At 45.9% G+C, this 24443-nt stretch carries 19 protein-coding genes; 10 read left to right on the top strand and 9 right to left on the bottom strand.

The window, feature by feature from the left end; translation table 11 throughout:
* Nucleotides 1-80: 80 nt before the first annotated feature.
* The 3 genes from QUB24_RS18335 to QUB24_RS18345 form a co-directional block, all read right to left on the bottom strand.
* Nucleotides 81-860 (bottom strand): class I SAM-dependent methyltransferase, encoded by a 780-nt coding sequence (locus tag QUB24_RS18335; protein WP_333154603.1) that lies wholly within the window; start codon nucleotides 858-860, stop codon nucleotides 81-83.
* 264 nt (nucleotides 861-1124) lie between these two features.
* Complete coding sequence (locus QUB24_RS18340) at nucleotides 1125-2702, bottom strand: sodium:proton antiporter (RefSeq protein ID WP_333154604.1); 1578 nt, start codon at nucleotides 2700-2702, stop codon at nucleotides 1125-1127.
* 19 nt (nucleotides 2703-2721) lie between these two features.
* Complete coding sequence (locus tag QUB24_RS18345; RefSeq protein ID WP_333154605.1) at nucleotides 2722-3657, bottom strand: DUF389 domain-containing protein; 936 nt, start codon at nucleotides 3655-3657, stop codon at nucleotides 2722-2724.
* Between the two features lie 496 nt (nucleotides 3658-4153).
* Here QUB24_RS18345 and QUB24_RS18350 point away from each other — a divergent pair, with 496 nt between their 5' ends.
* The 4 genes from QUB24_RS18350 (at nucleotide 4154) to QUB24_RS18365 (ending at nucleotide 5484) form a co-directional block, all read left to right on the top strand.
* On the top strand, nucleotides 4154-4570 hold the full coding sequence (locus QUB24_RS18350) for an MAPEG family protein (RefSeq protein ID WP_333154606.1): 417 nt from the start codon (nucleotides 4154-4156) through the stop codon (nucleotides 4568-4570).
* Between the two features lie 181 nt (nucleotides 4571-4751).
* Nucleotides 4752-4934 (top strand): hypothetical protein, encoded by a 183-nt coding sequence (locus tag QUB24_RS18355; RefSeq protein ID WP_333154607.1) that lies wholly within the window; start codon nucleotides 4752-4754, stop codon nucleotides 4932-4934.
* Complete coding sequence (locus QUB24_RS18360) at nucleotides 4903-5262, top strand: hypothetical protein (protein ID WP_333154608.1); 360 nt, start codon at nucleotides 4903-4905, stop codon at nucleotides 5260-5262. The genes QUB24_RS18355 and QUB24_RS18360 overlap by 32 nt, the downstream gene beginning before the upstream one ends.
* Nucleotides 5263-5313: 51 nt before the next feature.
* The gene (locus QUB24_RS18365; RefSeq protein ID WP_333154609.1) at nucleotides 5314-5484 is read left to right on the top strand and encodes a hypothetical protein; all 171 of its coding nucleotides are present in this window, start codon (nucleotides 5314-5316) and stop codon (nucleotides 5482-5484) included.
* A 156-nt stretch (nucleotides 5485-5640) separates the two neighbouring features.
* On the opposite strand, the gene murD is transcribed toward QUB24_RS18365, so the two are convergent.
* Both murD and glyS read right to left on the bottom strand, forming a co-directional pair.
* Nucleotides 5641-6987, bottom strand: a complete 1347-nt coding sequence (gene murD, locus QUB24_RS18370) for a UDP-N-acetylmuramoyl-L-alanine--D-glutamate ligase (protein ID WP_333154610.1) — start codon at nucleotides 6985-6987, stop codon at nucleotides 5641-5643.
* 202 nt (nucleotides 6988-7189) lie between these two features.
* Nucleotides 7190-9340 carry a glycine--tRNA ligase subunit beta gene (gene glyS, locus QUB24_RS18375; protein ID WP_333154611.1) on the bottom strand — a complete coding sequence of 717 codons (2151 nt, stop codon included), beginning with the start codon at nucleotides 9338-9340 and terminating at the stop codon, nucleotides 7190-7192.
* Nucleotides 9341-9485: 145 nt separating this feature from the next.
* Between glyS and QUB24_RS18380 the strand changes: the two genes are divergently transcribed.
* Together QUB24_RS18380 and QUB24_RS18385 are read left to right on the top strand one after the other, a co-directional pair.
* Entirely contained in the window at nucleotides 9486-10613 is a 1128-nt protein-coding gene (locus QUB24_RS18380) for a HetZ-related protein 2 (RefSeq protein WP_333154612.1), read from the top strand.
* A 981-nt stretch (nucleotides 10614-11594) separates the two neighbouring features.
* The gene (locus QUB24_RS18385; protein WP_333154613.1) at nucleotides 11595-12752 is read left to right on the top strand and encodes a hypothetical protein; all 1158 of its coding nucleotides are present in this window, start codon (nucleotides 11595-11597) and stop codon (nucleotides 12750-12752) included.
* A gap of 525 nt (nucleotides 12753-13277) precedes the next feature.
* Here QUB24_RS18385 and QUB24_RS18390 read toward each other — a convergent pair.
* The 3 genes from QUB24_RS18390 to trpB form a co-directional block, all read right to left on the bottom strand.
* Nucleotides 13278-13910 (bottom strand): ribonuclease D, encoded by a 633-nt coding sequence (locus QUB24_RS18390; RefSeq protein ID WP_333154622.1) that lies wholly within the window; start codon nucleotides 13908-13910, stop codon nucleotides 13278-13280.
* 178 nt (nucleotides 13911-14088) lie between these two features.
* Entirely contained in the window at nucleotides 14089-14595 is a 507-nt protein-coding gene (locus tag QUB24_RS18395; protein ID WP_333154614.1) for a CAP domain-containing protein, read from the bottom strand.
* A 287-nt stretch (nucleotides 14596-14882) separates the two neighbouring features.
* Entirely contained in the window at nucleotides 14883-16121 is a 1239-nt protein-coding gene (trpB, locus tag QUB24_RS18400) for a tryptophan synthase subunit beta (RefSeq protein ID WP_333154615.1), read from the bottom strand.
* A 405-nt stretch (nucleotides 16122-16526) separates the two neighbouring features.
* Between trpB and QUB24_RS18405 the strand changes: the two genes are divergently transcribed.
* Both QUB24_RS18405 and recR read left to right on the top strand, forming a co-directional pair.
* Nucleotides 16527-16895, top strand: coding sequence for a translation initiation factor (locus QUB24_RS18405; RefSeq protein WP_333154616.1), 369 nt, complete (start codon nucleotides 16527-16529; stop codon nucleotides 16893-16895).
* A gap of 152 nt (nucleotides 16896-17047) precedes the next feature.
* On the top strand, nucleotides 17048-17641 hold the full coding sequence (gene recR / locus QUB24_RS18410) for a recombination mediator RecR (RefSeq protein ID WP_333036394.1): 594 nt from the start codon (nucleotides 17048-17050) through the stop codon (nucleotides 17639-17641).
* Nucleotides 17642-17742: 101 nt separating this feature from the next.
* Here the strand turns inward: recR and QUB24_RS18415 are convergent, their stop codons facing one another.
* Complete coding sequence (locus QUB24_RS18415; protein ID WP_333154617.1) at nucleotides 17743-18891, bottom strand: flagellar assembly protein H; 1149 nt, start codon at nucleotides 18889-18891, stop codon at nucleotides 17743-17745.
* 257 nt (nucleotides 18892-19148) lie between these two features.
* Here QUB24_RS18415 and QUB24_RS18420 point away from each other — a divergent pair, with 257 nt between their 5' ends.
* Entirely contained in the window at nucleotides 19149-21260 is a 2112-nt protein-coding gene (locus QUB24_RS18420) for a prolyl oligopeptidase family serine peptidase (protein WP_333154618.1), read from the top strand.
* 772 nt (nucleotides 21261-22032) lie between these two features.
* A partial coding sequence (locus QUB24_RS18425; protein ID WP_333154619.1) for a DUF4347 domain-containing protein occupies nucleotides 22033-24443 on the top strand: 2411 nt, incomplete at its 3' end.

Raw genomic sequence — 24443 nt, forward strand, 5'->3', positions numbered from 1 at the left:
ATGAACCCCCGGATTTATCAGTGGCTTCACTTTCTTCAATCGAAAATCGAAAATCGAAAATCGAAAATCGATTGAGTCGGTTAAGATTGTTTTTTGGCAGAGATAACGATGTAGCCTAGATCCTGTTGGTAATGCTGGAAAACTCGACGCATTGCTAAGATACGATCGCGAATTTGCGATCGACTTAAAATATTCCACACAATCCGCACAGTACCCAAAAACCCTTCATCTTGCAGCATTCGCGACAAATTTAGGAGTCCCATCGCCCCGGTTTGACACTTTTCTACTTGCAAACCCGCGTTTTGGTAAGCAGCAATCCAGCCCGACTCAGACAAAGGCGTTGAATTAGCCCGAGTCACTTCTGATAAAGCTTTTTGAATTTCTGATTCTCGGTTTCTAGCTAAAAGTTCGTGAGAGAGAAATTTGCCGCCTGGTTTTAGCCGATCGCAAATTCCCGATACAATTTTAGCTTTCCCCGACGGTGACTGCATTGTCAGGATAGCTTCAGCCAACACCCAATCAAACTGTTGGGAAATCCGATCCAAGTGAAAAATATCTCCTTCGACAATTTCCACTCGATCGCTCAAACCCGCTGCTGCAACATTAGCACGAGCGCGGGCCACACTTTCGGGATTTTTCTCCACTCCCACTACTTTTACGCCAAAACGTTCAACAAGGGCGATCGAACTATATCCAAAACTAGCAGCCAACTCCAAAACAGTCTCCCCAGGCTGAAAATCCGCCCATTCAAATAACTGTTCCGTAGCAAGTTTCCCCCCCGGCCTCAGCATTTTCTTGCCAGCCGCCGCGAGCACTTCATGTCCCGGTGCAGTCTTAAAATTAAGAGCAGTATTGGTCATTAAATTGACCTCCTATTTAACCTTACTCTCAGTTTGCCAAATTTTCCCAAATCTTTCTATGATCTAGCTCATATTCAAATTATCGTAGGCAAACGCACCCTACAATATCAGGAATTATACCATGTCCGCCCCTCAACAATTCGGACTTTTGTTGATTGCCAACACGGAATCTAATAATAAACAAGAAATTTGAGAGTTTTATGACTTACGCAAAATTTCCACATCAGCGGGACAATCACGGGGATTATCCCTACAAACATCCTATTAAGAAACAATTGTCTCATTCCGCTCTTTAAAACATTGCTGCAACACCGAAACAGGCAGCTCCTTCAATTGACCCGATCGCACAAATTCAGCATAAGTATCAGCCTCTATTGCCTCCAAATCCCCTTCGAGTTTGTCGATAGTCATCTGCCGCAGTTCAGGAGATCGATCGTACATTTGATTGATTCCTGCTTGCAGCAAGTTTAATTTTTCTTGAAGCTGACTCACGAGATGATTGGAAAACTCAGGCTCGATTTTACGATCGCTCGATACTTCAGATAGATGCTTGAGAACCCGATTGAGAGCAACACGTTGGGCGATCGCCTCCAGATACTCCTGGCGGAACTCCTGGTTGCTCAACAACCCCAGTTTTTCCAGCAGCGCCTTGGTGGTTAAACCTTGTACTAGCAGCGTAAATAAAACTACACCAAACACGATCGCAATAATTTTTGGTCGATCGGGCAGAACATGGGGTACGCTCAAAGCTAAAGCAATCGAGACAGAACCCCGCAATCCTCCCCACCAAATTACAGTTTGATCTGGCAATGAAATTTCAGAGTGTCCTAACCAATTGCTCAACCATCCTAAACCAAAAATAGCGATCGCTCGCGTCACAAACATCGCCACTACAGTTATGCCAATTACTCCTAAATTCGTTCCCAAATCAGCAAACCTCATCTGATCGCCAATCAACAGGAACATGATCGAATTTACAAAAAACGCCAAAAAATTCCAAAATTGTGTTACCGCAAGTCTGGTACTGGGTTGCATACCGATACGAGAGCCGAAATTTCCAAATATCAAGCCCATCACCACCACACCAATCACCCCAGAACCACCCAATTCCTCAACAATTATATAAGTGCCGTAGGCTGAAACTAAGGTTAACGATTGCTCCACCAAAGGTAAATCAAATGGTTGAGTCAGATAAGAAACTCCAAAACCGATTAAACTGCCGACAACAACCCCAATTCCGACAAAAGCTAAGAAACGCGCAATCAGAATTGGGATGCCAACGTCATCAGTCCCTAGGGAGGAGCCCACCAAAAAACTAAAGGCAACAATAGCAATGCCATCATTAAATAAACTCTCTCCCTCCACCAGCAAAGCTAGGCGTTTTTCAACTCCCAATTCCCGGAACAATGCAATTACAGAAACAGGATCAGTAGCAGATATACTAGCTCCTACCAATAGGGCGATCGCTAAAGAAACTCCCGCTATTTGGTTGAGAGCAAAAGCCACGCCAGCAACAGAAATAACAACACCCAAAACCGCATAAAGAGCTATCGGCACTAAATCCCGCTTGAGTTTAGGCCATTCCAGATTCCAAGCAGCTTCAAACAAAAGAGGTGGCAAAAAAATCAACAGAATCAGTTTTGGCGAGAGCGACACCAATCGCACATCTATAAAAGCCAAACCCAACCCGACAATTACTAAAAGCAGCGTGTAGGGAATTTGGCGCAACCAGCCCCATATTTGCGGCAGCACCGCCACACTTAAGGAAACTAATAGCACTAAGAGAAATTGCTTCAGATTGCCCTCTATAGTCACTTGGTTAATTACAGCTTCTGGGGTCATATAATTAGGAATAAAATAGTTAAGGATTCGGTTGTGAGCGGGACTTATTCAGCGTCGATCGCCGCACTTCTTCAACTTGACTGACTTGAAAAATTAAGGTAAATGGTTGACCCATTTCTTTTTCGACAAATGCTTCTAAAAGCTGAACCTGTTTGGGTGTCAAAGCCTCGCTGCTGCGAACAATCAGGCGAACTTCCGGCGGTTTCGCCAACCAGTTAGTATCAGTTTTAATCAGTTCCACCCGTTGAAAAGTGATAGTTCGGTTAAGCAAAGCCCGCTTCAGACTGGCTTCTAGTTGCGCTTGCTCGATCAATTCCGCAAAACTCACGCCCAGAGGAATTACAAGTATAGCCGTCAATCCTAGCGCCCACAAGAGGGCTTTACCGGCGCGATGCAGGGGGGTGTAGCCGGCCATTAAAGAGGTTAGCATACAGGAGAGAGTAATTCCCAGCAAATTAGTAAGATACAGGAGGCTTGCTCCCAAACTGAGCGACCAATTAGCTTGAGATAAGCCTAAACCTATAACACAAATTGGCGGCATGAGAGCCACGGCGATCGCAGTACCCGCCAGAGTAGCAGAAACTTTGGGCTGAACTTTCGCATAGCCACTGATTCCCCCAGCGGCGATCGCAATTCCTAAGTCTAGTAATGTAGGTTTAGAACGAGCTAAAACTTCGCTCCCAAAGTCGGGAATTTGTACCAAAGCGCCCAAAAAACAAGCTAGAAAAATTGCTAGCACTGTCCCGACTGCTAATGCAACTAAACCTTTGCGGAAGATGATAACGTTACCTTCTACCGCTCCAAATGCTAACCCTCGGATTGGCAACATCAGAGGCGCAATTATCATTGCACCGATAATTACGGCCGCGCTGTTGGCAAGCAGTCCAAAGGTAGCGATTATACAGGAGCCGAGAATTAAGACAAGATAGTTAATATCTAGGGTTGATTCTTCCAACAAGTCAACTCGTATTTGCTTTAAATGCTCTCGAGGAATCCTGCTCCTAGTGAAATATTTAAGACTGTCTCGAATATTGTTGAGCAAAATAATCTCCTTAAGTCGGGGCTTGTATCTCTATGCAGGTGCAGTCAGTCGATTTTAGATTTTAGATTTTAGATTTTAGATTGACTCCACCAATTTTAGATTTTAGATTCGAGATTGTAGATTTACTCCACAGATGAATCTAGGATCTTGAACAAAAGTCTACTATTTGGGGCGACTCACAACAAGAGTCGGGGGCTGGTATTCGTTGGCCGGTGCGAGCAAAAGAATCAAAATCCCAGCCAGCAAGTTCTCGATGATGTCCCAGAACTATAAAGCAATTGCAGCGCCATTAATACCCAGCAGTTGCATCAAATGCCCCACCTGGAATGACGGGAGGGCGATGAATAACGCGATCGGCAATAATTGATTTATAATCAAGATATATAGTCCACCCCAATAATACCGAATCATGCTCGCAGAAGCAAACGCCACACTTTGGCCTAGTCTAATTACTGTTTCAGCATTAATTCTCTACTTCGTTGTTACCATCAACGTCGGCAGAGCTAGATTCAAATATAAAGTTTCTCCCCCGCAGATGACAGGAAACCCAGACTTTGAGCGAGTGGTGCGAGTTCAGCAAAATACCTTAGAGCAAATGATTCTATTTTTGCCCTCGCTGTGGCTGTTTTCGCAATTTATCAGCCCAATTTGGGGCGCCGGTATCGGCGCAGTTTGGATAATTGGACGCATTTTGTTTGCTTGGGGTTACTATCAAGCTGCCGAAAAAAGAGCGGCCGGATTTGGCATTAGTACCTTAGCTACTTTAGCTTTGCTTGGTGGTTCATTAACAGGCATAATTATGTCGCTGCTGAAGGTTGGAGCGTAACTTCCGATCGACATCATTGTTTCTCTACTCGTTTCCAGGCTCTGCCTGGTAACGCATATCCGGAGGCTCAGCCTCCAATTTTCCTGGTTAAAAAGCGAGGCAGAGCCTCTGGAAAGCGGTTCCCTGGCAGAGCCTGGGAACCAGTTAAATCCAAGTCTTTCAATCACCTTCAGGAGTAAATATGTCAGAAAACAACAAACCCGTATTTGAAATTAACCCGAAACTTTTTCAGCAGCTTGTCGAGTGGCAAGAAAAACTTGAACGAGAAGATGAATTAGCAAGCGAGTCAGAAAACGAGAAACCAACTGAGGTACAAAATCCTCCCGACAGTGATGAACAGCATTCTCAAACAGATAATTTCTAGCTGGTGGCTAGCAGCATCTTTGGGATTTCCGGCTGCTGTCTCGGCTCAATCGCTGACACCTAGCCAAATTCAGCAAGTGAATAGCGGTTTGTTTCGTTCTAACTCTCAAGACTTCTTTCAGCAAGGAAATCGCCAACTGGAAAGGGAAATCGCAATTTTGTTGCAAAAAAACGTCGCTTCCCAAGGCAATATTCTGGAGATTGATGAAAAATTGCGCTCTCAGCTTTGTAGGCAATTTAAAATATCGTCGTCGCCTTCTGATACAATAAGTGCTGCTCAGATTGCTGATTTTCAGAGCCAATTAAAAGACATTTGCAGACACAATTAAAATGAAAGTGAGGTCAATATTCAAAGTTTAGTGGTAATGGATAAAGAGGCAATGGCAAAGTTGAAAACAGCCATGCTGGAAGCGGAAACCGCTGCTCATTTGGCGGCAATCATTATTGATTATACTCATGAGGAGATAATGATAGTTTTTCAGGAGCTAGAATGGGAAGAGCAGGCTAGAATTAAGGATATTTGGAAGACAGTATGGACGGGGGGTTTATGAAGATTATGGTTAGCCAATTAAAGATGTTGGTGAACCCGCCTCTTGTATCTTGAAAGCGGTAGATTGTGATTGACAGTTGGGTGGGGGCGGGTTTACGAGATTATTGGTTTTAGGCCTAAATCGTTGGTGAACCCGCCCCTACGCGATTGGTGTCCGTTAAATCAGGGATTCGAGGCATAATTGGCGGAAATGCTCGCCCCGTTGCTCGAAGTTTTGGTATTGATCGAAGCTAGCACAGGCTGGGGAAAGCAGCACTACTTTAGCATGATTTTGTTTGCCTAATTCTGCTGCTCGCGGAATTGCTCTTTCCATTGTTTCGACTATTTCCCAAGCGTTGTAATTTGCTTGTTCGAGCCGATCGGCAAAAATACCTGCCGCATCCCCAATTAGCAACACCCCAGCAGCTTTCGCCTTGATTGTATCAATCCATGCGCGATCGTCCCCTTCTTTGGCGTCGCCGCCCGCAATTAAAATCGCCGGTGCACTCACAGAAGCCAACCCGACTTGGGCAGCGTCATAATTAGTAGCTTTGCTGTCGTTGATGAAATCTATGCCTTCCCAAGTGCAGATGTGTTCGAGGCGGTGCGAAACTCCGGGGAATTTAGCGATCGCCCGGGCGATCGCACTTTTATCTATCCCCGCCAAATTAGCTGCCGCCACCGCCATTAACAAATTCTGCAAATTGTGTTCTCCCACCATCCGCAAAGACTCAGCAGGCAGAATTTTCTCGCTTTGAGCTATTACCCAACCGTCTTGAATATAGGCTCCAAAATCTGTATTTCCCAACAAATCTTTTTCACCTTTCACACTCGTCCAACACGCATCCGGCCAAATGTCAACTCCTTGTTGCCGCAAACAAGGATCGTCGCCGTTGATTACTTGCAATTCAGACTTTTTCAGCAAATGCGCTTTAATGTTGTAGTAATTTTCTAAAGTTTTGTGGCGGCTGAGGTGATCCGGCGTCAAAGTCGTCAAAACTCCAATTCGCGGCGCTACAAACGGCGAGGATTCTATCTGATAGCTGCTGATTTCTGCGATTACCCAATCCGGCGGTTTTTCGCCTAAAGCTAATTCACACGCAGCATAGCCAATATTGCCGCAAGCGGGAGCGTAAAGCCCGGCCTCTGCAAAAATAGCAGCAATTAAAGCAGTAGTAGTAGTTTTGCCGTTAGTGCCGGTAATTCCCACCCAAGGAGATTTGAGGTAACGCCACGCGAGAGCCATTTCTCCTATTGTTTCAATTCCTAACTCTCTGGCGCGCACTAATGCTGGACTGTCCCAGGGAACGCCCGGACTTACTACTATTAATTCTATAGATTCGACTGGTTCAAAGGATTTACCTAACTCAACATTAATTCCTTCGTTAGCAAATTCCTGTTGCTGTTCGAGCAAGTTTGGGGAAGATGAGCGATCGCTCAGCGTTACTTCCCATCCTTCGCGTTTGAGCAGTCTGGCGGCGGCAATTCCTGATTTTCCTAGTCCAATGATATGAGCGATCGGCATAAGTTGTGTGTGTGATGGAGCGAACTTACCTGGTTTTATAAGTTTATATCGGTTACGGTTTTTTTTGGATGATTTAACCGCAGAGGGCGCAGAGGGCACAGAGGAGGAGAAGAGAGAAGATAGAAATGAATAATTCCGATACCAATGGATTTGATATTACATCAAAACCTTTGGCGGCAATCTAAAATCCAAAATCTAAAATCTAAAATCGATTGACGATCGCCCCAAAGTCAGCCAACACCCGCGCGTGATTCCGCAACAGCCCCAGTAAATTCAGCCGATTTCGCTTAATTTCCGGGTCAGAATCCATCACCAAAACGCTTTCTGGCCCGTCGAAAAAGTTGCTGACAGTCGGAGCAATCTCAGTCAAACTATCTACCAACTGCTGGTAATTCCGAGTTTGTTTGCATAGCAGCGTTTGCGGCACTAACTGCACTACTGCATCGTAAAAAGCTTGTTCAGACGACTTTTGAAATAGTTCTGGTTTCACCGCCGTTTTCGGTTCCAATTCAACTTTATCCAAATCACCTTGAGCCGCCAAACGAGTTGAACGATTGACTGTTTCGTAAATCAGATCCAAAGTCTGGTTATTGCGGATTTGTTGTAGGAAAAGTGCTCTTTCCAGTGCGTCCAATAAATCTCTCAATGCTCGTTCAGTATATTCTGGGTCGTTTTCTCCCAAAACTGCATTTACCAAATCATAATCTACATTCTTTTCTTCTTGCAACAAAGTCCGAATTCTTTGTAAGAAAAAATCGTATAACTGTGACAGCAACTCCGCAGGTGTTTCTGGCCGCGCTGCGGTAAATTCGGCAACAATTTCTGCGAGCAAATTGTGCAAGTTGACTGGCAACTGAGCAGCCCAAATAATGTTAGTTATTGCATTGGCGGCGCGGCGCAAAGCGAAGGGATCGGATGAACCAGTCGGCAACATTCCCAAACCGAAGATGCTGACTAATGTATCTAATTTGTCGGCTATTCCGACAATTTGACCTGTGAGAGTTTGGGGCAAATTGTCGCCCGCACCTTTCGGCAAATAATGTTCAAAAATCGCTGTGGCTACTTCTTCCGATTCGCCACTTGCTAAGGCGTATTTCTGCCCCATGATTCCTTGCATTTCGGGAAGTTCGTAAACCATTTGGGTTACCAGGTCGGCTTTGCAAAGTAAGGCTGCTCTGGCTATATCCCCTTGCTCTTCCTCTGGGATTTGCAGTTGATTGACAATTAAACTGGCAATCTTGCACAGCCGATCGACCTTTGCGCGCACAGTCCCCAAATCTTCCTGGAAAGTAACTTTTTCCAACTTGGGCAAATAATCCTCTAGAGGCTTTACTAAGTCTGCTTTGTAGAAAAACTGACCGTCTGCCAATCTTGCCCGCACTACTCGCTCGTTACCGGCGGCAATAATCGCCGCTTTAGCCGGATCGCCGTTGGAAATTGTAATGAAATAGGGCAGAAGTTCGGGATAATCCGGGCTTTTGAGGATGGGAAAATACCGCTGGTTTGTAACAATAATTGTGGTGATTACTTCCGGCGGCAATATCAAAAATTCCTCGTCAAATTTACCGACAACTGCGTTCGGCCATTCTACTAAGTCGGTGACTTCTTCTAACAAATCTTCGGTAATGTCGGCATAACCGCCTTGTTTTGTTGCTGCGGCTTCTACTTGTGCTTTAATTTGATTTTTGCGCTGGGTTCGATCGACCTCCACGCAAGCAGCCCGCAGACACTCGACATAATCCTCGGCTTGGGGAATCGAGACAGGCTGCGGATGTAACACCCGGTGTCCTTGGGAAATTCTATCGCTCTTGACCGTATCCGAACCGCTCACCAATGTAATTGGCAGTACAGTATCATCTAACAGTGCCACGATCGATCGAATCGGGCGCGGAAACTTCAAATCTCCGTCGGCCCACCGCATAAATCTTTTGCCTTCTAACTTATTAATCCACTGCGGCACAAGTTCTGTCAAAATATCCGCACTCATCCGCCCCGGAATCTTTTTGAGCACAAACACAAAATCGCCTTTATCGGTAGCGCGAACTTCCAAAGCATCAATTTCTACGCCCTGCTTTTTCGCAAAACCTTCCGCTGCTTTCGTCGGTTTGCCATCTTTAAAAGCCGAACTTGCCGGTGGGCCTTTTACCTCTTCTTCTCTATCTAATTGCTGAACTGGCAGTCCTTTCACCAGAACGGCCAAACGCCTCGGAGTAGCGTATACATTAATAGAGTCATTTGTCAAGGATTCTTCTGCCAGCGTTGCAGGTACAAGTCGCTGCCACTGCTGGGCGCTGCCAGAGACAAAAGATGCGGGCAATTCTTCTGTACCGAGTTCTAATAAAAAGTTAGGCATATCGCACCGTAATGGAATTTTGTTTAGGGTAATTTAAGGTAATTTATCCGATCGCGCGATCGTATATCTGAAATATCTGAAAAATACTCAAAAATCCAGGATACCACGTAAAATCGGGGGTGAAAGACAAATAGCTCAACAGCTCATGACCTTGGCCCAAAGACTGGCACAAGATTGGAAGTCTCGACTTGAACAAGATTGCCCGGACGAAAATTCTAGCACCCGCGAGAGTGTTGTCCGCTGGCTGTTGGGAGACAAGCCCGAAAGATTTGACACTCTTAGCCCAACTCAATTGTCTGTCGCCTCCGGCGCGATCGACTTTTTATATCGAATTTTGATTTCTCGGTATCTGGGAGTACCGCCAGAAAAAGCTTACCGCAACTTGATCGGGCGGCTCGGCGGTTTGGTTGTACTCCGGCAAAAAATCCAAGCGTGGGTTTCCCTGAGTCGCGACAGACAGCGGAGTGCGGTGGAGGTACTGCAAGAAGTGATTCAGGAAATGCTCAATTCCGATCGCTACCTGCAGCAGCAAGTCGCCTGGATTGCCGAATGCACCTCAGACAGACGCCTGCGAAATGCTTTGCTGCTAGCGAGTACAGAAGAATACTGCTTGCGGCCGATCCGCAACCAGCCGCTGCTGGTGTACCGTTTTGTCAACTACCTGCGGCGTGCCCAGCGCGGCGGGTTGACGCAAGTGCCTGCGGGAGACTGGGTGCGGCTGGTGTCGGAACAGGTTCTACCCGACGAGACAGACGAACCGCTCAGCCTGTTAGACGAACAGGCGATGTCCGAGTATCGAGAAAATCAAGCTTGGGAAGAGCAGCAAACTCAGCGGCAGATTGTCCAACAAGAATTTGAGAATTACTTGGCCGCTGAAGTCGATCCGCTGGCTTCTCGGTGGCTGCAGCTTTACCTGCAAGGTCGTTCCCAAGAGGCAATTGCCGAGGAGTTGAAGGTTCCGATCAAGCAAATTTACCGCTTGCGAGAAAAAGTCAGTTATCACGCGATTCGGGTTTTTGCGGTCAAACAAGCACCGGAATTAGTCGCCAACTGGCTGGAAACTTCGCTCAAAGAACACAGTTTGGGCTTGACTCCCGGTCAGTGGCAGCAATATTTACAAGACCTCACGCCGGTTCAGCGGCAGTTGCTCGAATCGCTGAAAGCAGGGAAAAGTGTAGAGATGATCGCCTCTGAATTAAAGCTGAAAACCAATCAAGTCATCGGCGAGTGGAGCAAACTCTATTTAGCAGCTCAATCGCTCCGCAACGAGTAGATTGGTTGGGTGGCGGGCAATTGCTAATTGTTAATTGGCGGTAGCATTTTTCAGAATCCGCGCTACAAATCAATTCCCTCACAGCCACAGAGTTCTGCGAGTTTCCCCGTGGAAAACCGCGCGATCGCCCCTTGTATCAAATCAGGTTAGAGCGATCAGGATATTGTAGCGCTGCAGTGACGATCGCGATCGGAGACGATCGCAGCCAGCTCTCTGGGCTAAGATACTAGCAGCACGATCGACTTTTCAGGATTTTTTAACTCAATTGGCGTAAGCCCCACGCTGTAATTGTACTCAATTGGGCGTTGGGATATAAGCTTTCGCAAGGTCTATGAAAAAAGAGCGACAATTTCCTCAAAAGTCTAAGATATAAGTGGTTGCGACCCACCCACTCGACTGCAAACAACAGGCTACAGTAGCAGTAAAATGCTTGGCCTCGGACAACTGCGAGAGAAAAGGGGAAAGAGCAGACCGCTGGTTGGTAAGGTACGTCCCACCATAAAATACAATCCAAGTTTGTTGTACGAAAATAGTTTTTTGCCTTGGGAAACAGGGCTTCTGCGTGGATTCCCTACGAAGGGATAAAGGCCGTAAAAAGCCTTTCTTATGCTGTGTCAGACTCGGATCGTCTTGGGTGACGAATACCCAGAAATGGGTATACCCAACGCCCGCAACGGCAAACGATACACGAAGCCCGAACTATAACGGTATTCCGTTTAGTTTGGGTATTTCACCCAATCCTAAATTCAGCGGTTGCCCGTAAATCATCGGTTGTGGTGCATCTGTAATACTTGCGTATTCCTGACATAATTCTATTGTTGCTAGCCACGGGAATCTGTCTAGGGCGATCGATGATAGTGGGTCTAGACTGCGCTAGTCATCATCTAGTTCTCAATCTTTTGGTAGAATTTAAGGCTGCAATACAGAAGGGAGAAAATTCTGGGACTAAGGATTTTTCTTTAATAAAAGCTTCCGGTTGTTATGCCAATTCCTCCGTCAGGGAAGTTGCAGGGTTTAATTTTATCGCATCAGGTTGGTGCGTCGCGCTCGATCGCGCTTCCAACTACAAAGCAGCTAATGGTACATACATCTTCAACAGACTCGGCAGCTACAATGGACTCCGATCGAATATTTCACCTAATCGATACAGTTGTCCCCTTTGAAGCTTGCCTTTATTATCAAGTTTTGCCTTTATCTCTAGAAGGTAATCTATTTAAATTGGGCGTAGTCGATGCCCAAGATGACTCCGCCTTGGACTACGTGCAGCGGATTTTAGCTTACATGAATTGCTCAGTCACAACAGAGCCAATTGCCTCGGAAACTCAGCGCTCGATGCTCTCAGCTTACTTGCTGCACGGGAACCAGCTCCGAGAACCCAGCCAGACAGAAACCGCCGCAGCCCCAAAACCCAAAAATCCCCCATCAGCAACTTCAGGCCCCAATGCAGCAACGCTGCTGTCTGTGCCAGAACCCTCAAGGCCCGCTCCTGAGCGGTTTAAACCTGCTAGCGCTGAGGTTCCCCCGACACCGACACAGCTATCGGTGTTGAATGTCGAGGCCTTGCACTTGTCAAGCCGAGTGGAAGTTTTGGCAACTTTGCCCGCGCCCCAACTGCTGCAAGAATTGCTCGGTAGAGTGCTGCGAGAGGGTATCGGCCGCCTGTTTTTTGAGCGGCACCAGTCCCAAGGTCGCATTCTTTGGAGTCAAGATGGTGTTTTGAAATCGATGCTCGAAGGTATCGATATCGTGCTTTTCCAAGAGGTCATCGATGAGTTGAAACGGCTGACGGATATGCCTGTTGGCCCGGTGGAACAAGCCAAACAAGTCGAAGTTGAGCGCATATACCAAAACACTCATTTGCTGTTGCGCTTGCGGGTAATGACGGTGGGTGGCAAGGAAGAAGCCACCCTGCAAGTTTTGCGGGGGGCAGCTTTGAGGTTTTACCAGCAGCAGCAGTTGTCTACTTTGAGTCGCGACGCGCTGCGGCTGGCCGAAGAATTGCAGCGGAAAGTGAATCAAATTCGCGATCGAACTCGGCTTTCTCCTGGGCCTTTAGAGGGGTTGCCCGCTTTGGAACAGGTGATTAGAAATGTTGACGACCAAATTGAAGCTTTACTGCACGAACACAATCCCGATTAGCCATAATCAGCAATAGATCACTGTTTTGAATTTTTTTTTAACTCATATCGTTTCCGGTTGTATCGGAATGATTTAACCGCAGAGGGCGCAGAGAACGCAGAGGGAGAGAATACAGAGAGGAATAATTCCGATGCTACCGGATTTGATATCACATCAAGTCTGGTCAAATAATAATAATTACGTTTGTAGTGAGGACTCAAGTCCAAGCGAGTTTTATCATAACTCAAGTCTTCATTACAAACCAATTTGATTGCAATTGTGCGAGGTGATATCTAGTCCGGTCGATTCCCTCCGCTTCGCTTCGCCCGAAATCAGGTAGGGGCGGGTTCACCAATAATATCTGCCAATAATTGACAATCTCAAAAACCCGCCCGGCCGGGATATTATGGTCAATCGATCGGACATAATATGACACAATATTATACAATTTCAAAAAAAGAATGCAATTGTATGCCCGTGATCTAAACCCTGGTAGTCATCATTCATTCCCAATCTAAAATCTAAAATCTCAAATCTAAAAGGGTATTAGCCGTGCTCGAAAACATCCTTGTACTGCAATAAATCCAAACTCACAAAAACGGGCAAACACTGAAAACATTGCTGTGCAATTTCCCAGCGTTCTTCTCGCTGCAACATAGCAGTCAACTTTTGTTTAGCGTTCAGCAAATAGCGGACATCATTAGCAGCATAATTTAGTTGGTCGTCAGAAAGATTAGTGGCATTTCCCCAGTCGGAACTTTGAGATGTTTTATTTAATTCTACCTTTTCGAGTTCTAGAATTAATTCTTTCAATCCGTGTTTGTTGGTATAAGTTCTAGCAATTTTACTAGCTAGCTTGGTGCAGAAAACTGGTGCAATGTCAATACTTAAATTGTAACGCATTGTTGCCATATCAAAGCGCGCAAAATGAAATACTTTCTCAATATTTTCGGCTTCCATTAACTTCTTTAAATTCGGGGCCGCAGTCTGGCCTTTGGCAATCCGCACCACTGCAACTTTACCTTCGGGATTGCACAACTGCACCAAACACAAGCGATCGCGCCACGGCATCAAACCCATTGTTTCCGTATCAACGGCGATCGCCTCTGCTGTCAAATAATAAGATAAGAGAGAATCGGGAATATCACCATCGCACACTTGAAAATCTGCAAATTCCATTATTAGTAATTTTTGACTGTTGACTGTTGACTGTTGACTGTTGACTGTTGACTGTTGACTGTTGACTGTTGACTGCCTTCTTCCCTCTTCCCTCTTCCTTCTAACTTCAGCATCTACGTCACACTCGATAATTAATCCGTGTATCCGTGTCCGAATCCGTGTCGTGCCTTCCTTCCGCTTACCGACTGCGGACAAAAAGCTGAGTAAAATAATACTCCCCTTTGGCATTTTTCGCAACCCCAATACCGGTCACATTAAACTGACCCTCCATATTCTTACGGTGGCCGTCACTTTTAATCCAACCCTCAACAGCATTGCGTACCGGGTCGCTGTAGCCAAAATTATAAGCAAGATTTTCAGCTACACTTTGATAAGGAATCGTAATTGCTTTCGCCCGCCCCTCAAATCCATCGTGGCTGAAACGTACTTTACCGTTAGCCATATTTTCGCTGTGAATTCTTGCTATCTGAGTGATTCGCTGATCGATAGTCAGCGGCGGCAACTTTTTAGATGCTCGGTATTGATTTATCTGTTGGTTAACCGCTTTTTCTAAGTCAGTAATAGCACTCGAAGCAACATTAGTATTCATGGGAGTTGGTGGCAGCGATCGCGTAGGAATGGAGGTGTCACACTTTGGCAGGATTGTCAACAATCCCAAGCAAATCGAAATCAAACCTTTGGACATGAAATCAAACGAGAAATAAAGTTAATTGTTACCATTAGTGTCAACTTAATGCCAAAAGTAGTATGAGTATACCGTCTGAGGATAAGCCTCTATATCCCCCTCGCATACCCCCTACTCCCCCTTAATAAGGGGGACGAAAGATCGCTTCCAGTTCCCCCCTTATTAAGGGGGGCTAGGGGGGATCTAGACTTCGATACAAACGAGAGATACAAAGGATTTTAGTCTTAAGTTGACACCAATTAATTGTTACCGATTCCTACAGAGCGATCGCCCCACATTCCGCTAACCTAGATATTCAGAACCTTCGCCACAGTGTTCACATCTTTGTCGCCGCGTCCCGAACAATTAAGCACAATGCGCGGATTGCCTGTTAGCGAAGGGCACAGAGTCTCTAAATAGGCGATCGCGTGAGAAGTTTCCAAAGCCGGAATAATCCCCTCCAACTGCGAAAGTCGCTGAAATGCTTCCAGCGCTTCTGCATCAGTTACGCTATAATATTCAGCCCTGCCCGCATCCTTCAAATAACTGTGTTCCGGCCCCACGCCCGGATAATCCAAACCCGCACTAATCGAATGCGGCTCAATCACTTGACCTTCATTATCTTGCAGCAAATAACTCATTGCCCCGTGCAGAACTCCCACACTTCCTTTAGTCAAAGTAGCAGCGTGTTTTTCCGTCTCCACACCTTCGCCCGCCGCTTCAATACCGATCAATCTGACAGTTTCTTCCCCGACAAACTCGTGGAAAAGACCCATTGCATTAGAACCGCCGCCGACGCAAGCTAATAAAATATCCGGCAAACCACCCCACTTTTCCTGACACTGAGCCCGCGTTTCTTCACCGATTACCGCATGGAAATCGCGTACCATCATCGGGTAAGGATGCGGGCCCGCTACGGAACCGAGAATGTAATGAGTTGTTTCGACATTTGTCACCCAGTCGCGAATCGCTTCGGAAGTCGCATCTTTCAGCGTTCCCGTACCCGCCGCCACCGGCCGCACTTCGGCACCCATCAAGCGCATTCTAAACACATTTAAAGCCTGTCTTTCCATGTCGTGAACGCCCATGTAGACAACGCATTCTATACCGAAACGAGCGCAAACTGTAGCAGTAGCAACGCCGTGTTGACCGGCACCAGTTTCAGCAATTACCCGCTTTTTGCCCATGCGTTTTGCCAGCAATGCTTGAGCTAAAGCGTTGTTGATTTTATGAGCTCCAGTGTGGTTTAAATCTTCGCGTTTGAGGTAAATTTGCGGGCCAGTTCCGTCTGCTTTAGCGTAGTGTTCGGTGAGGCGTTCGGCGAAATACAAAGGGCTGGGGCGGCCGACATAATCTTTGAGCAATTGTTGGAGTTGCTGTTGAAATTCCGGTTCGCTGCGGTATTTGTGGAAAGCGGCTTCTAGTTCAAATAAAGCGGGCATCAGGGTTTCGGGGACGTATTTGCCGCCGAATTTGCCGAATCTGCCGAGGGAGTCGGGGCGTTGGGCGCTGGTTTCGGTGGTGAGAGGTAGGGGGGTGACAGTCATTTGATTTTAGATTTTAGATTTTAGATTTTTTAGATTCGCGGGTAAGCTAGAGGCTTGATGTCGATCGTACCAAAGTCGATCGTACCAAATCGGTTGTGGACTTGAGGCGATCGAACAAATTTCATTATAATTCCTTGAACCCTTGACCGAAAGCATCCAGGATACAAGCCCCCTGATTCATCCGTCCAGAAATAAAAAACCTGTATCCGAGAAACTTGCCCCCCGAATCTATCCGTGGGGTCAATCCTTCAATTCTTTAATCTAAAATCTAAAATCTGAAATCTAAAATCGATTGACGGGCTAATACAATAAGTAGAAGATAGATGGCATTCCGAGCGATCGCAACCATACCCCAATCCGCTAAAACTAGAAATACCAGTAAAAAAAGTTCAAGCATCTTAACCTATGGCAGCATCCAAACGCAAAGATTCTGACAGCAAAACAACCGAGGGCAAACGAATAGTTTACTCCGAGTTTGGCAACGTTGACAACTCCGCCGCCCTCCAACGGGGAGTTGCCGAAGTTCCCCCCAATCAACAAAATCTCAAAATCGAAGCATCCCGAAAAGGACGCGGCGGCAAAACAGTTACAGTCATCAGCGGCTTTCAGGAAAAACCCGAAGCATTAGCAACTTTAGCCAAGCAGCTAAAAGCTCAATGCGGTACTGGCGGCACAGTCAAAGATAATGAAATCGAAATTCAAGGCGAACACAAGCAAAAACTGCTGGAAATTATCACAAAGTTAGGCTACAAAGCTAAAATTAGTGGAGGGTAAATTAGTCAATATTCCTCAGTGTACGGGCGGGACGGGTTTATGATATACTTAGTTTTAAACATAGATGGTTGGTAAAACCCGCCCCTACATCGCACAAATTATCTTGTCGCGAATCAACCAGAAATGATATTACCAATTACCGCCAATTTTTAATGTACACTCGACCTTTAGCTCGTTTAATCGAACAATTGCAGCGCTTGCCCGGAGTCGGTCCAAAAACAGCCCAGCGGCTCGCTTTACATATTTTGAAGCGCCCGGAAGAAGAAGTGCAAGCTCTAGCTAAATCTTTGATTGATGCCAAACAGCAAGTAGGTTTCTGTCAAGTATGCTTTCACTTATCTGCTGACCCTGTTTGCGAAATTTGCCGCAATACCAACCGCGACACTCATACCATTTGTGTAGTGTCAGAATCCCGCGACGTAATCGCTTTAGAAAAAACGCGGGAATACATGGGTAAATATCACGTTGTTGGCGGGGTTATCTCGCCGATGGATGGAATTGGCCCGGAACAATTGAACATTCAACCGTTAGTGCGGCGCGTCAGCCAGCAAAAGGTTAAGGAAGTAATTATTGCTATTAGTCCCAGCGTGGAAGGCGAAACTACTACTCTTTATATCGGTCACTTATTAAAACCTTTTACGCTAGTGACGCGCATAGCTTTTGGTTTGCCGATGGGGGGAGATTTGGAATATGCCGATGAAGTTACATTGGCTCGTGCTTTGGAAGGAAGGAGGGAGTTGGATTAGTTATAAGTTGTCCCGCATCTAAATTGTGTTTTCTGGCGGGCGGGACGCCCAACCCCTACTTTCCACAAGAACTTCATCGAGCTTAATCGCTCTTTTTTTACTCAAACGGAAGAGTTTTCTAATCTAGCAATTAGTTCTTCTATTGACAAATCCGGGAGTTGTGACAGCAATAGCGATAAATTTTCGGCAGACAATGCGAGCAAATTTGGGATGAGATTGACAATGTTTACTTCTAATTGACCAAAGCGCTTTCTCAAGACATTTTCGGCGATTAAAGTTTGTACTTGTTGTCTATCTGCTTGGGCGATGGGCAATGTGGATAATTGCACTAACAACATAGTGAATTCACCAACAGGTAAAGCCGAGACAGAGGAAAAAAAGGCAATTGTCTTAGCGTCTAACTCCCCAAATCTGACTTGCAGAAAGTTCTGCAAAATCAACCGCTGTGCTTCTTCTCTTCCTTCTTCTCTTCCTTCTTCTCTTCCTTCTTCTCTTCCTTCTTCTCTTCCTTCTTCTCTTCCTTGTTGTGTGGCCTGATCTATTTTTTGTTGTAACAGAGGTACGAGTGCCATAACTAACTCCTTATCTTCCTGATTTCCTGGGGTACTAGCTGCTAAATTTACTTGCAGATTCGCTTGCAGGTTGTACAATAATTCTAGCGTACTAGCTCGTAAGGGACTATCAACCGGCAATCTTGTTAATTCCGCGATCGCCCCTTGCTGTACTTTACCCTTACCTAAAATCCGCAACCACATCGTTTCTGGAACATTCGGTAGCTGGTGAATAGCTATCAATCCTACTCGCCAAACTTCCGATAGAAAATAAACCCCCCTCCCCCAACCTTCTGACTCTTCTGGAATCATAAAATTAAAGCTGCTTAACAAAGCCTCCGAAGCAGTGGGAGTCAGAATCCACAACCGGGGTAATTGCTGAGATTCTAAACGTTGCTCTTCTCGATTAGCTCGGCGCAGTAATTCTGCCCTAGTATTTAAAAGTTTGACAACACAACTGAAAATATCCTCTGTATTGACGGCATTGCGAAATGGTTCGATCGCAGCCACCGTCGCAGTCATTTGACCTAATAAACCTAAATTATCTACGTATTCAGGCGATACAGAAGTGGGTTTAAACCAGATATCAATTTCTCGAACTTGAGCAGAAACATCTTTACTTGTTTCTACTTCTCCTAGAGGTGACAACAACTCTCTTAGGTATTCTTTTGCAAACTGGTCATGGGGAAATTTAGTCATTCTTGGGAAGCACTTTATCCGAAAAAAACTAAATTAATTATATCTCATTTTAAAATAGTATTTATTGGCGATATCTTCTATGTTATACACCCAATGTTTTAAAAAATTCAGGTATCAAAGTATTCGGTTTTTTGAGGTGGGGTTACTTATTTAACCCAGATTTAGGATAAAATCTCAAATCCCAAATTGAGCGACTCTCCCCTGTCACTGCCGCGAAAGGGTAAACTGGAAAAAGTTACCGAGAGTAGTAAAAAATCATGACCCAATTCGATCGACCTTTCACCTACCCCACAACCCGCAAAATCGACCAAACAGACGACTACCACGGCGTCAAAGTATCCGACCCCTACAGATGGCTGGAAAATCCAGACTCTGAGGAAACCCAAGCTTGGGTGGAAGCCCAAAACGCAGTCACTTTTGCCTACCTCAACGAAATTCCGGCGCGGGAAAAAATCAAACAGCGCCTGACTCAACTTTGGGATTACGAGAAATACGGCATACCTTTCAAAGAAGGATCTCGCTATTTCTACTACAAGAATGATGGCCTGCAAAATCAATCCGTACTCTACACTTTAACATCCCTCGATAGCGAAGCCAAAGTATTAATTGACCCCAACACTCTCTCAGAAGATGGAACCGTTGCTCTGGGTGGAATAGCTATCAGCGAAGACGGCAAATACATGGCCTACGGCTTGTCAAACTCCGGTTCCGACTGGCAGGAATGGAAAGTCCGTGAGGTGGCAACCGGCGAAGATTTATCAGACCATTTAAAGTGGATTAAATTCTCAGGAGCATCCTGGACTCACGACGGTAAAGGCTTTTTTTATAGCCGCTACGACGAACCTAACGAAAAAAGCAAGCACGAAGAAGTTAACTATTACCAAAAACTGTTTTACCACCAAATCGGCACGCCCCAATCTGAAGACGTATTAATCTACGAGCGACCCGACCAAAAAGAGTGGGGATTTAGCGGCGGCGTCACCGAAGATGGCAAATACTTGATTATCTCAGTTTGGCAGGGAACTGAAACCAAAAACTTGATTTTCTACAAGGATTTAACTGCACCGGAATCAACCGTTGTAGAACTGATTAGCGAATTCGAGGCTGAGTACAGTTTCATCGACAATGAGGGATCTCTTTTCTGGTTTCAAACAAACTTGAATGCACCGCTGGGCCGCGTAATTGCGATCGACACCAGCAACCCACCTCCCTCATCCCTCGCTTGTGATGAAACTCCCCCGTCGCCCAGAGAGGGGGGGTTCACAGAAATTATCCCCGAAGCAGCAGAAACTCTCGAAGGCATCGGCCTCCTGAACAATCAATTTGTCGCTTCCTACTTGAAAGACGCGTACACCCAGATTAAAATTTTCAACTTAGATGGCTCTTTCGTGCGAGAAGTTGCCTTGCCCGGAATCGGTTCGGCGGGAGGATTCGGCGGCAAGCGGCACGACACCGAAACCTTTTATGCTTACACCAGTTTCACTGCGCCCAACACCATTTATCGCTATAATCTGGTGACAGATGAAAGTACGATTTATCGGCAGCCAAAGGTCGATTTTAATCCCGACGATTACGAGACAAAACAAGTATTTTACCCTAGCAAAGACGGTACGCAAGTACCCATGTTTATCACCCACAAGAAAGGCTTGCAGTTGGATGGCAATAACCCCACCTACCTTTACGGATACGGTGGTTTTGGCATCTCGCTAACTCCGAGTTTTTCTGTTAGCAGGATAGTGTGGTTAGAGATGGGTGGAGTTTATGCGATCGCCTGTTTGCGGGGAGGCGGCGAGTACGGCGAATCATGGCACGAAGCAGGCAAAAAGTTGAACAAGCAAAACGTGTTTGATGACTTTATAGCTGGCGCTGAATGGTTGATCGAAAACAAATACACCAAACCGGCAAAATTGGCGATCGCAGGCGGTAGCAATGGTGGTTTATTAGTAGGGGCTTGCATGACTCAGCGGCCGGAATTGTTCGGTGCAGCATTGCCCGCAGTCGGCGTTATGGATATGTTGCGCTTCCACAAGTTTACCATTGGTTGGGCTTGGACTTCTGAATACGGTTCGCCGGAAAATCCCGAAGAATTTCCCACAATTCACGGCTATTCTCCGTTGCACAATCTCAAACCGGGAACCGCTTATCCGGCGACAATGATTACAACTGCCGATCACGACGATCGAGTAGTTCCGGCCCACAGTTTCAAGTTTGCTTCTGCCTTGCAAGAAACCCACGCGGGAGAAAAACCCGTGTTAATTCGCATTGAAACTAAAGCGGGACACGGTGCCGGCAAACCCACTGCGAAAGTCATTGAAGAATTGGCAGATGAATGGGCTTTTTTAGTGCGGGAACTTGATATTGACGCTTAGCAAGTGGCGTTAGAGGGTGCGATCGACGCAGTTTGATGATTTAGATATAAAGAGAGTGTAAAGGGCGATCGTTCTTTTTTAATGGAAGGGCGATCGTTCTTTTTTGTCACCGCAATCCTGATATTAACATATATAATTTGTCAAGTGTTTTTGTTAACTTTTGTAGCATTGAGTTGCTATTATTACATGGCTGTGAGTTTACTGCACGCCAAATTAGTATAAGTATAAATCTCTAGAAATGCGGTACTCTCAACTTTTAAGAGCGATCGTACCTCAAAGTCCAAATCTGCCAATTTTTAGGAAATTAATATTTTCAGTATATTTACGGTTCAAGCTGTCTGAGCCAGCCTCGATGTCACCAGACTCAGAACAGCGGCGTGAGGGGTCTGACCCCTTGTTCTGACCCAAGGGTAAGTAATTTAGCATATAACTAACGTTAGACCTGATATCATTTTTCCCAAAAATAGAGGGTTTTGGCTAATATAAAGGCTGTGACCCCTTATTCATGTTATGATTGGCTGCGATCTGTCGCATCTGGACATCCAAGGGCGATCGCAGTAATTCCTGTCTAATGATTGACTAACATCACAAATAACAAATCTAGGTAACTATTATGTGTCATAAAAAAATAATTTTTCAAACTTTATATGTGAAAGTTTATCGTCCTCTATGAAAAGGGGTAGCTTAGATTTAGCAACCAAATTCACCAAAAATGAAAACCATCCCAAAGCTGTCAAATTTGTCATCTACACAAACACGGAAATCTACCAATATGGAGACTAAAATCTTGAGACAAGCTAGCCATAAAGCAGAGACGGCTAGCCTAAAAAATCTAGCGATTGTGGATTCAAAAGTAGAAAACTACCAAGAGTTTCTCAGGGGAGTGAAACGCGATACAGAAGTAATCTTGCTCGATAGAACCCGGGATGGAATCGAACAAATCACCGAAATTGCCGCCTCGCGGCACAGCCTCAACAGCATTCAAATAGTTGCTCACGGCGCATCAGCGTCAGTACAAATCGGCCGGGCAGAACTCAATATTCACAATATAGAAACCTATTCCAGCCAATTGCAGCAGTGGGGTAAAGCTCTCAAAGAAACAGGTAGTATTCTGCTGTTAAGTTGCAACACAGGCGCAGGGGAATCTGGTCTAAAATTCATACAAAAACTCAGCCAAATAACAGGAGCAAATGTTGCAGCTTCCAACAACCTAACAGGGAGTGCAGCATTAGGCGGCGACTGGGAATTAGAAATTACTACAGGAAAAATAAATACCGAAATAGCCTTTGAAAAAGAAGTCCTAGAAGGCTACACATCAGTCCTGGAAACCTTAGCGGCTGAAGAATTTAGAAATTCAACAGCGATCGGGCCTTGGATATATGGAGTTGGCAACACCCTTACACCTAACCCAGGCTTAACCGCAGGTGCTGCCAATCCCAGCGGCGTTATTCCCGCTTTAGGGATTGGCGATCCACTCGGAACAGGTGCTTTGAGATTAACATCAAACGTGACGAGGCAAGCCGCTTTTGTAATCTACAACAACCCCATCTCAGCCACTGAGGGTCTGAGAATTACCTTTGATTTCTTTTCTTATAGCATAAGTCCGGGATCTCGTCAGAGAGTGAATACGTCTAATCAGTTATTCGGTCCACAAGTTGGTGCGGATGGCACAAGTTTTTTCCTCATTGACGGAACAGCTACGCCAACACAAGCGGGAGGGTATGGTGGCTCTCTCGGCTATGCTCAAAATACTAATTCAAATTCACCGGGTATTGTAGGAGGTTATTTAGGTGTCGGATTAGATGAGTTTGGCTTTTTTTCCACTACTTCAGGGGGAAAAGTAGGTTCAGCGGGACCAGTAAATGGCTCTAATGACCCCCGCGTCAACTACAAAGAGGATTCAGTAGCACTTAGAGGCAGCGAAAGCACATCTTATAATTTTTTAACTCACGCTGTCGTTCCCGGTGGGATAGATAATAAAACAGATAACACAACTACATCCATTCGCAGTGAGGCTAAAAGAAGCGTTCAAATTACATTATTCCCGACGACTTCAACAACACCTAACCATCGTCTTACAGTTGCCTTCGACTTGAACAAGGACGGCGACTTTAGCGATGCGGGCGAAACACTGATCGACATACCAAATTTGGAAGCCCTAAACGGAGCAGTGCCACGTACTTTTAAATTTGGCTTTGCTGCTTCGACAGGCGACAGTACAAACATTCACGAAGTTAACAATGTCATCGTTCAAAGTATAAATCCACCTACACTCGTAGCCGACGTTTCTATTGTTAAAAAAGGCCCAATCTATGCCATACCCAATAGCACCATTACCTATACGATTACCTCCACAAATAATGGGCCAAACAGCGCCGAAAGCGTCCTGATTCAAGATCCGCTCCCAGAGGGCTTAAGTTTCGTCAGCGCCTCCGACCTCGCCACATACAATCCCGTAACGAGGACGGTCATCTGGCCGGTGATTCCGACTCTGGCTAACGGTGCTAGCCAAACCCGCACCATCACCGCAAGAGTTTCCCCAACAGTCACAGCTCCCTTAACTAACACTGCCTATAGCACATCCAGCACTTACGACGACAAACCTGAGAACAACAATAGTTCCCAACCCATCTCTCAAGTCTCAACTACAATTGTTGCTGCTCTTGCCGACCTAGTTACCACCAAAATCGGGGATACGGCAGCAGCACCGGGTCAAAGAGTTACTTACACAATTTCCACAGTCAACAACGGCCCAAGCACAGCCGAAAACGTCACCATTACCGACACCATCGTTCGCGGTTTAACAGGAGTCAACGGCGGTGTCTACGATGACAATACAGGTATAGTCACCTTCGCCGCAGGCAGCTTAGCCAGCGGTGTCACCGTCACCAACACAGTCAGCTTCATCGCACCTGCATCCGGCAGCGTCACCAACACCGCCAGAAGTACCTCACCTACGACTGACCCCACTCCCGCCAACAACGAAGCTACAGTCACCACAACTCTCACACCTCTTGCCGACCTAGTTACCACCAAAATCGGGGATACGGCAGCAGCACCGGGTCAAAGAGTTACTTACACAATTTCCACAGTCAACAACGGCCCAAGCACAGCCGAAAACGTCACCATTACCGACACCATCGTTCGCGGTTTAACAGGAGTCAACGGCGGTGTCTACGATGA

Source organism: Microcoleus sp. B9-D4 (genome assembly GCF_036705105.1).
Lineage (GTDB): Bacteria > Cyanobacteriota > Cyanobacteriia > Cyanobacteriales > Microcoleaceae > Microcoleus.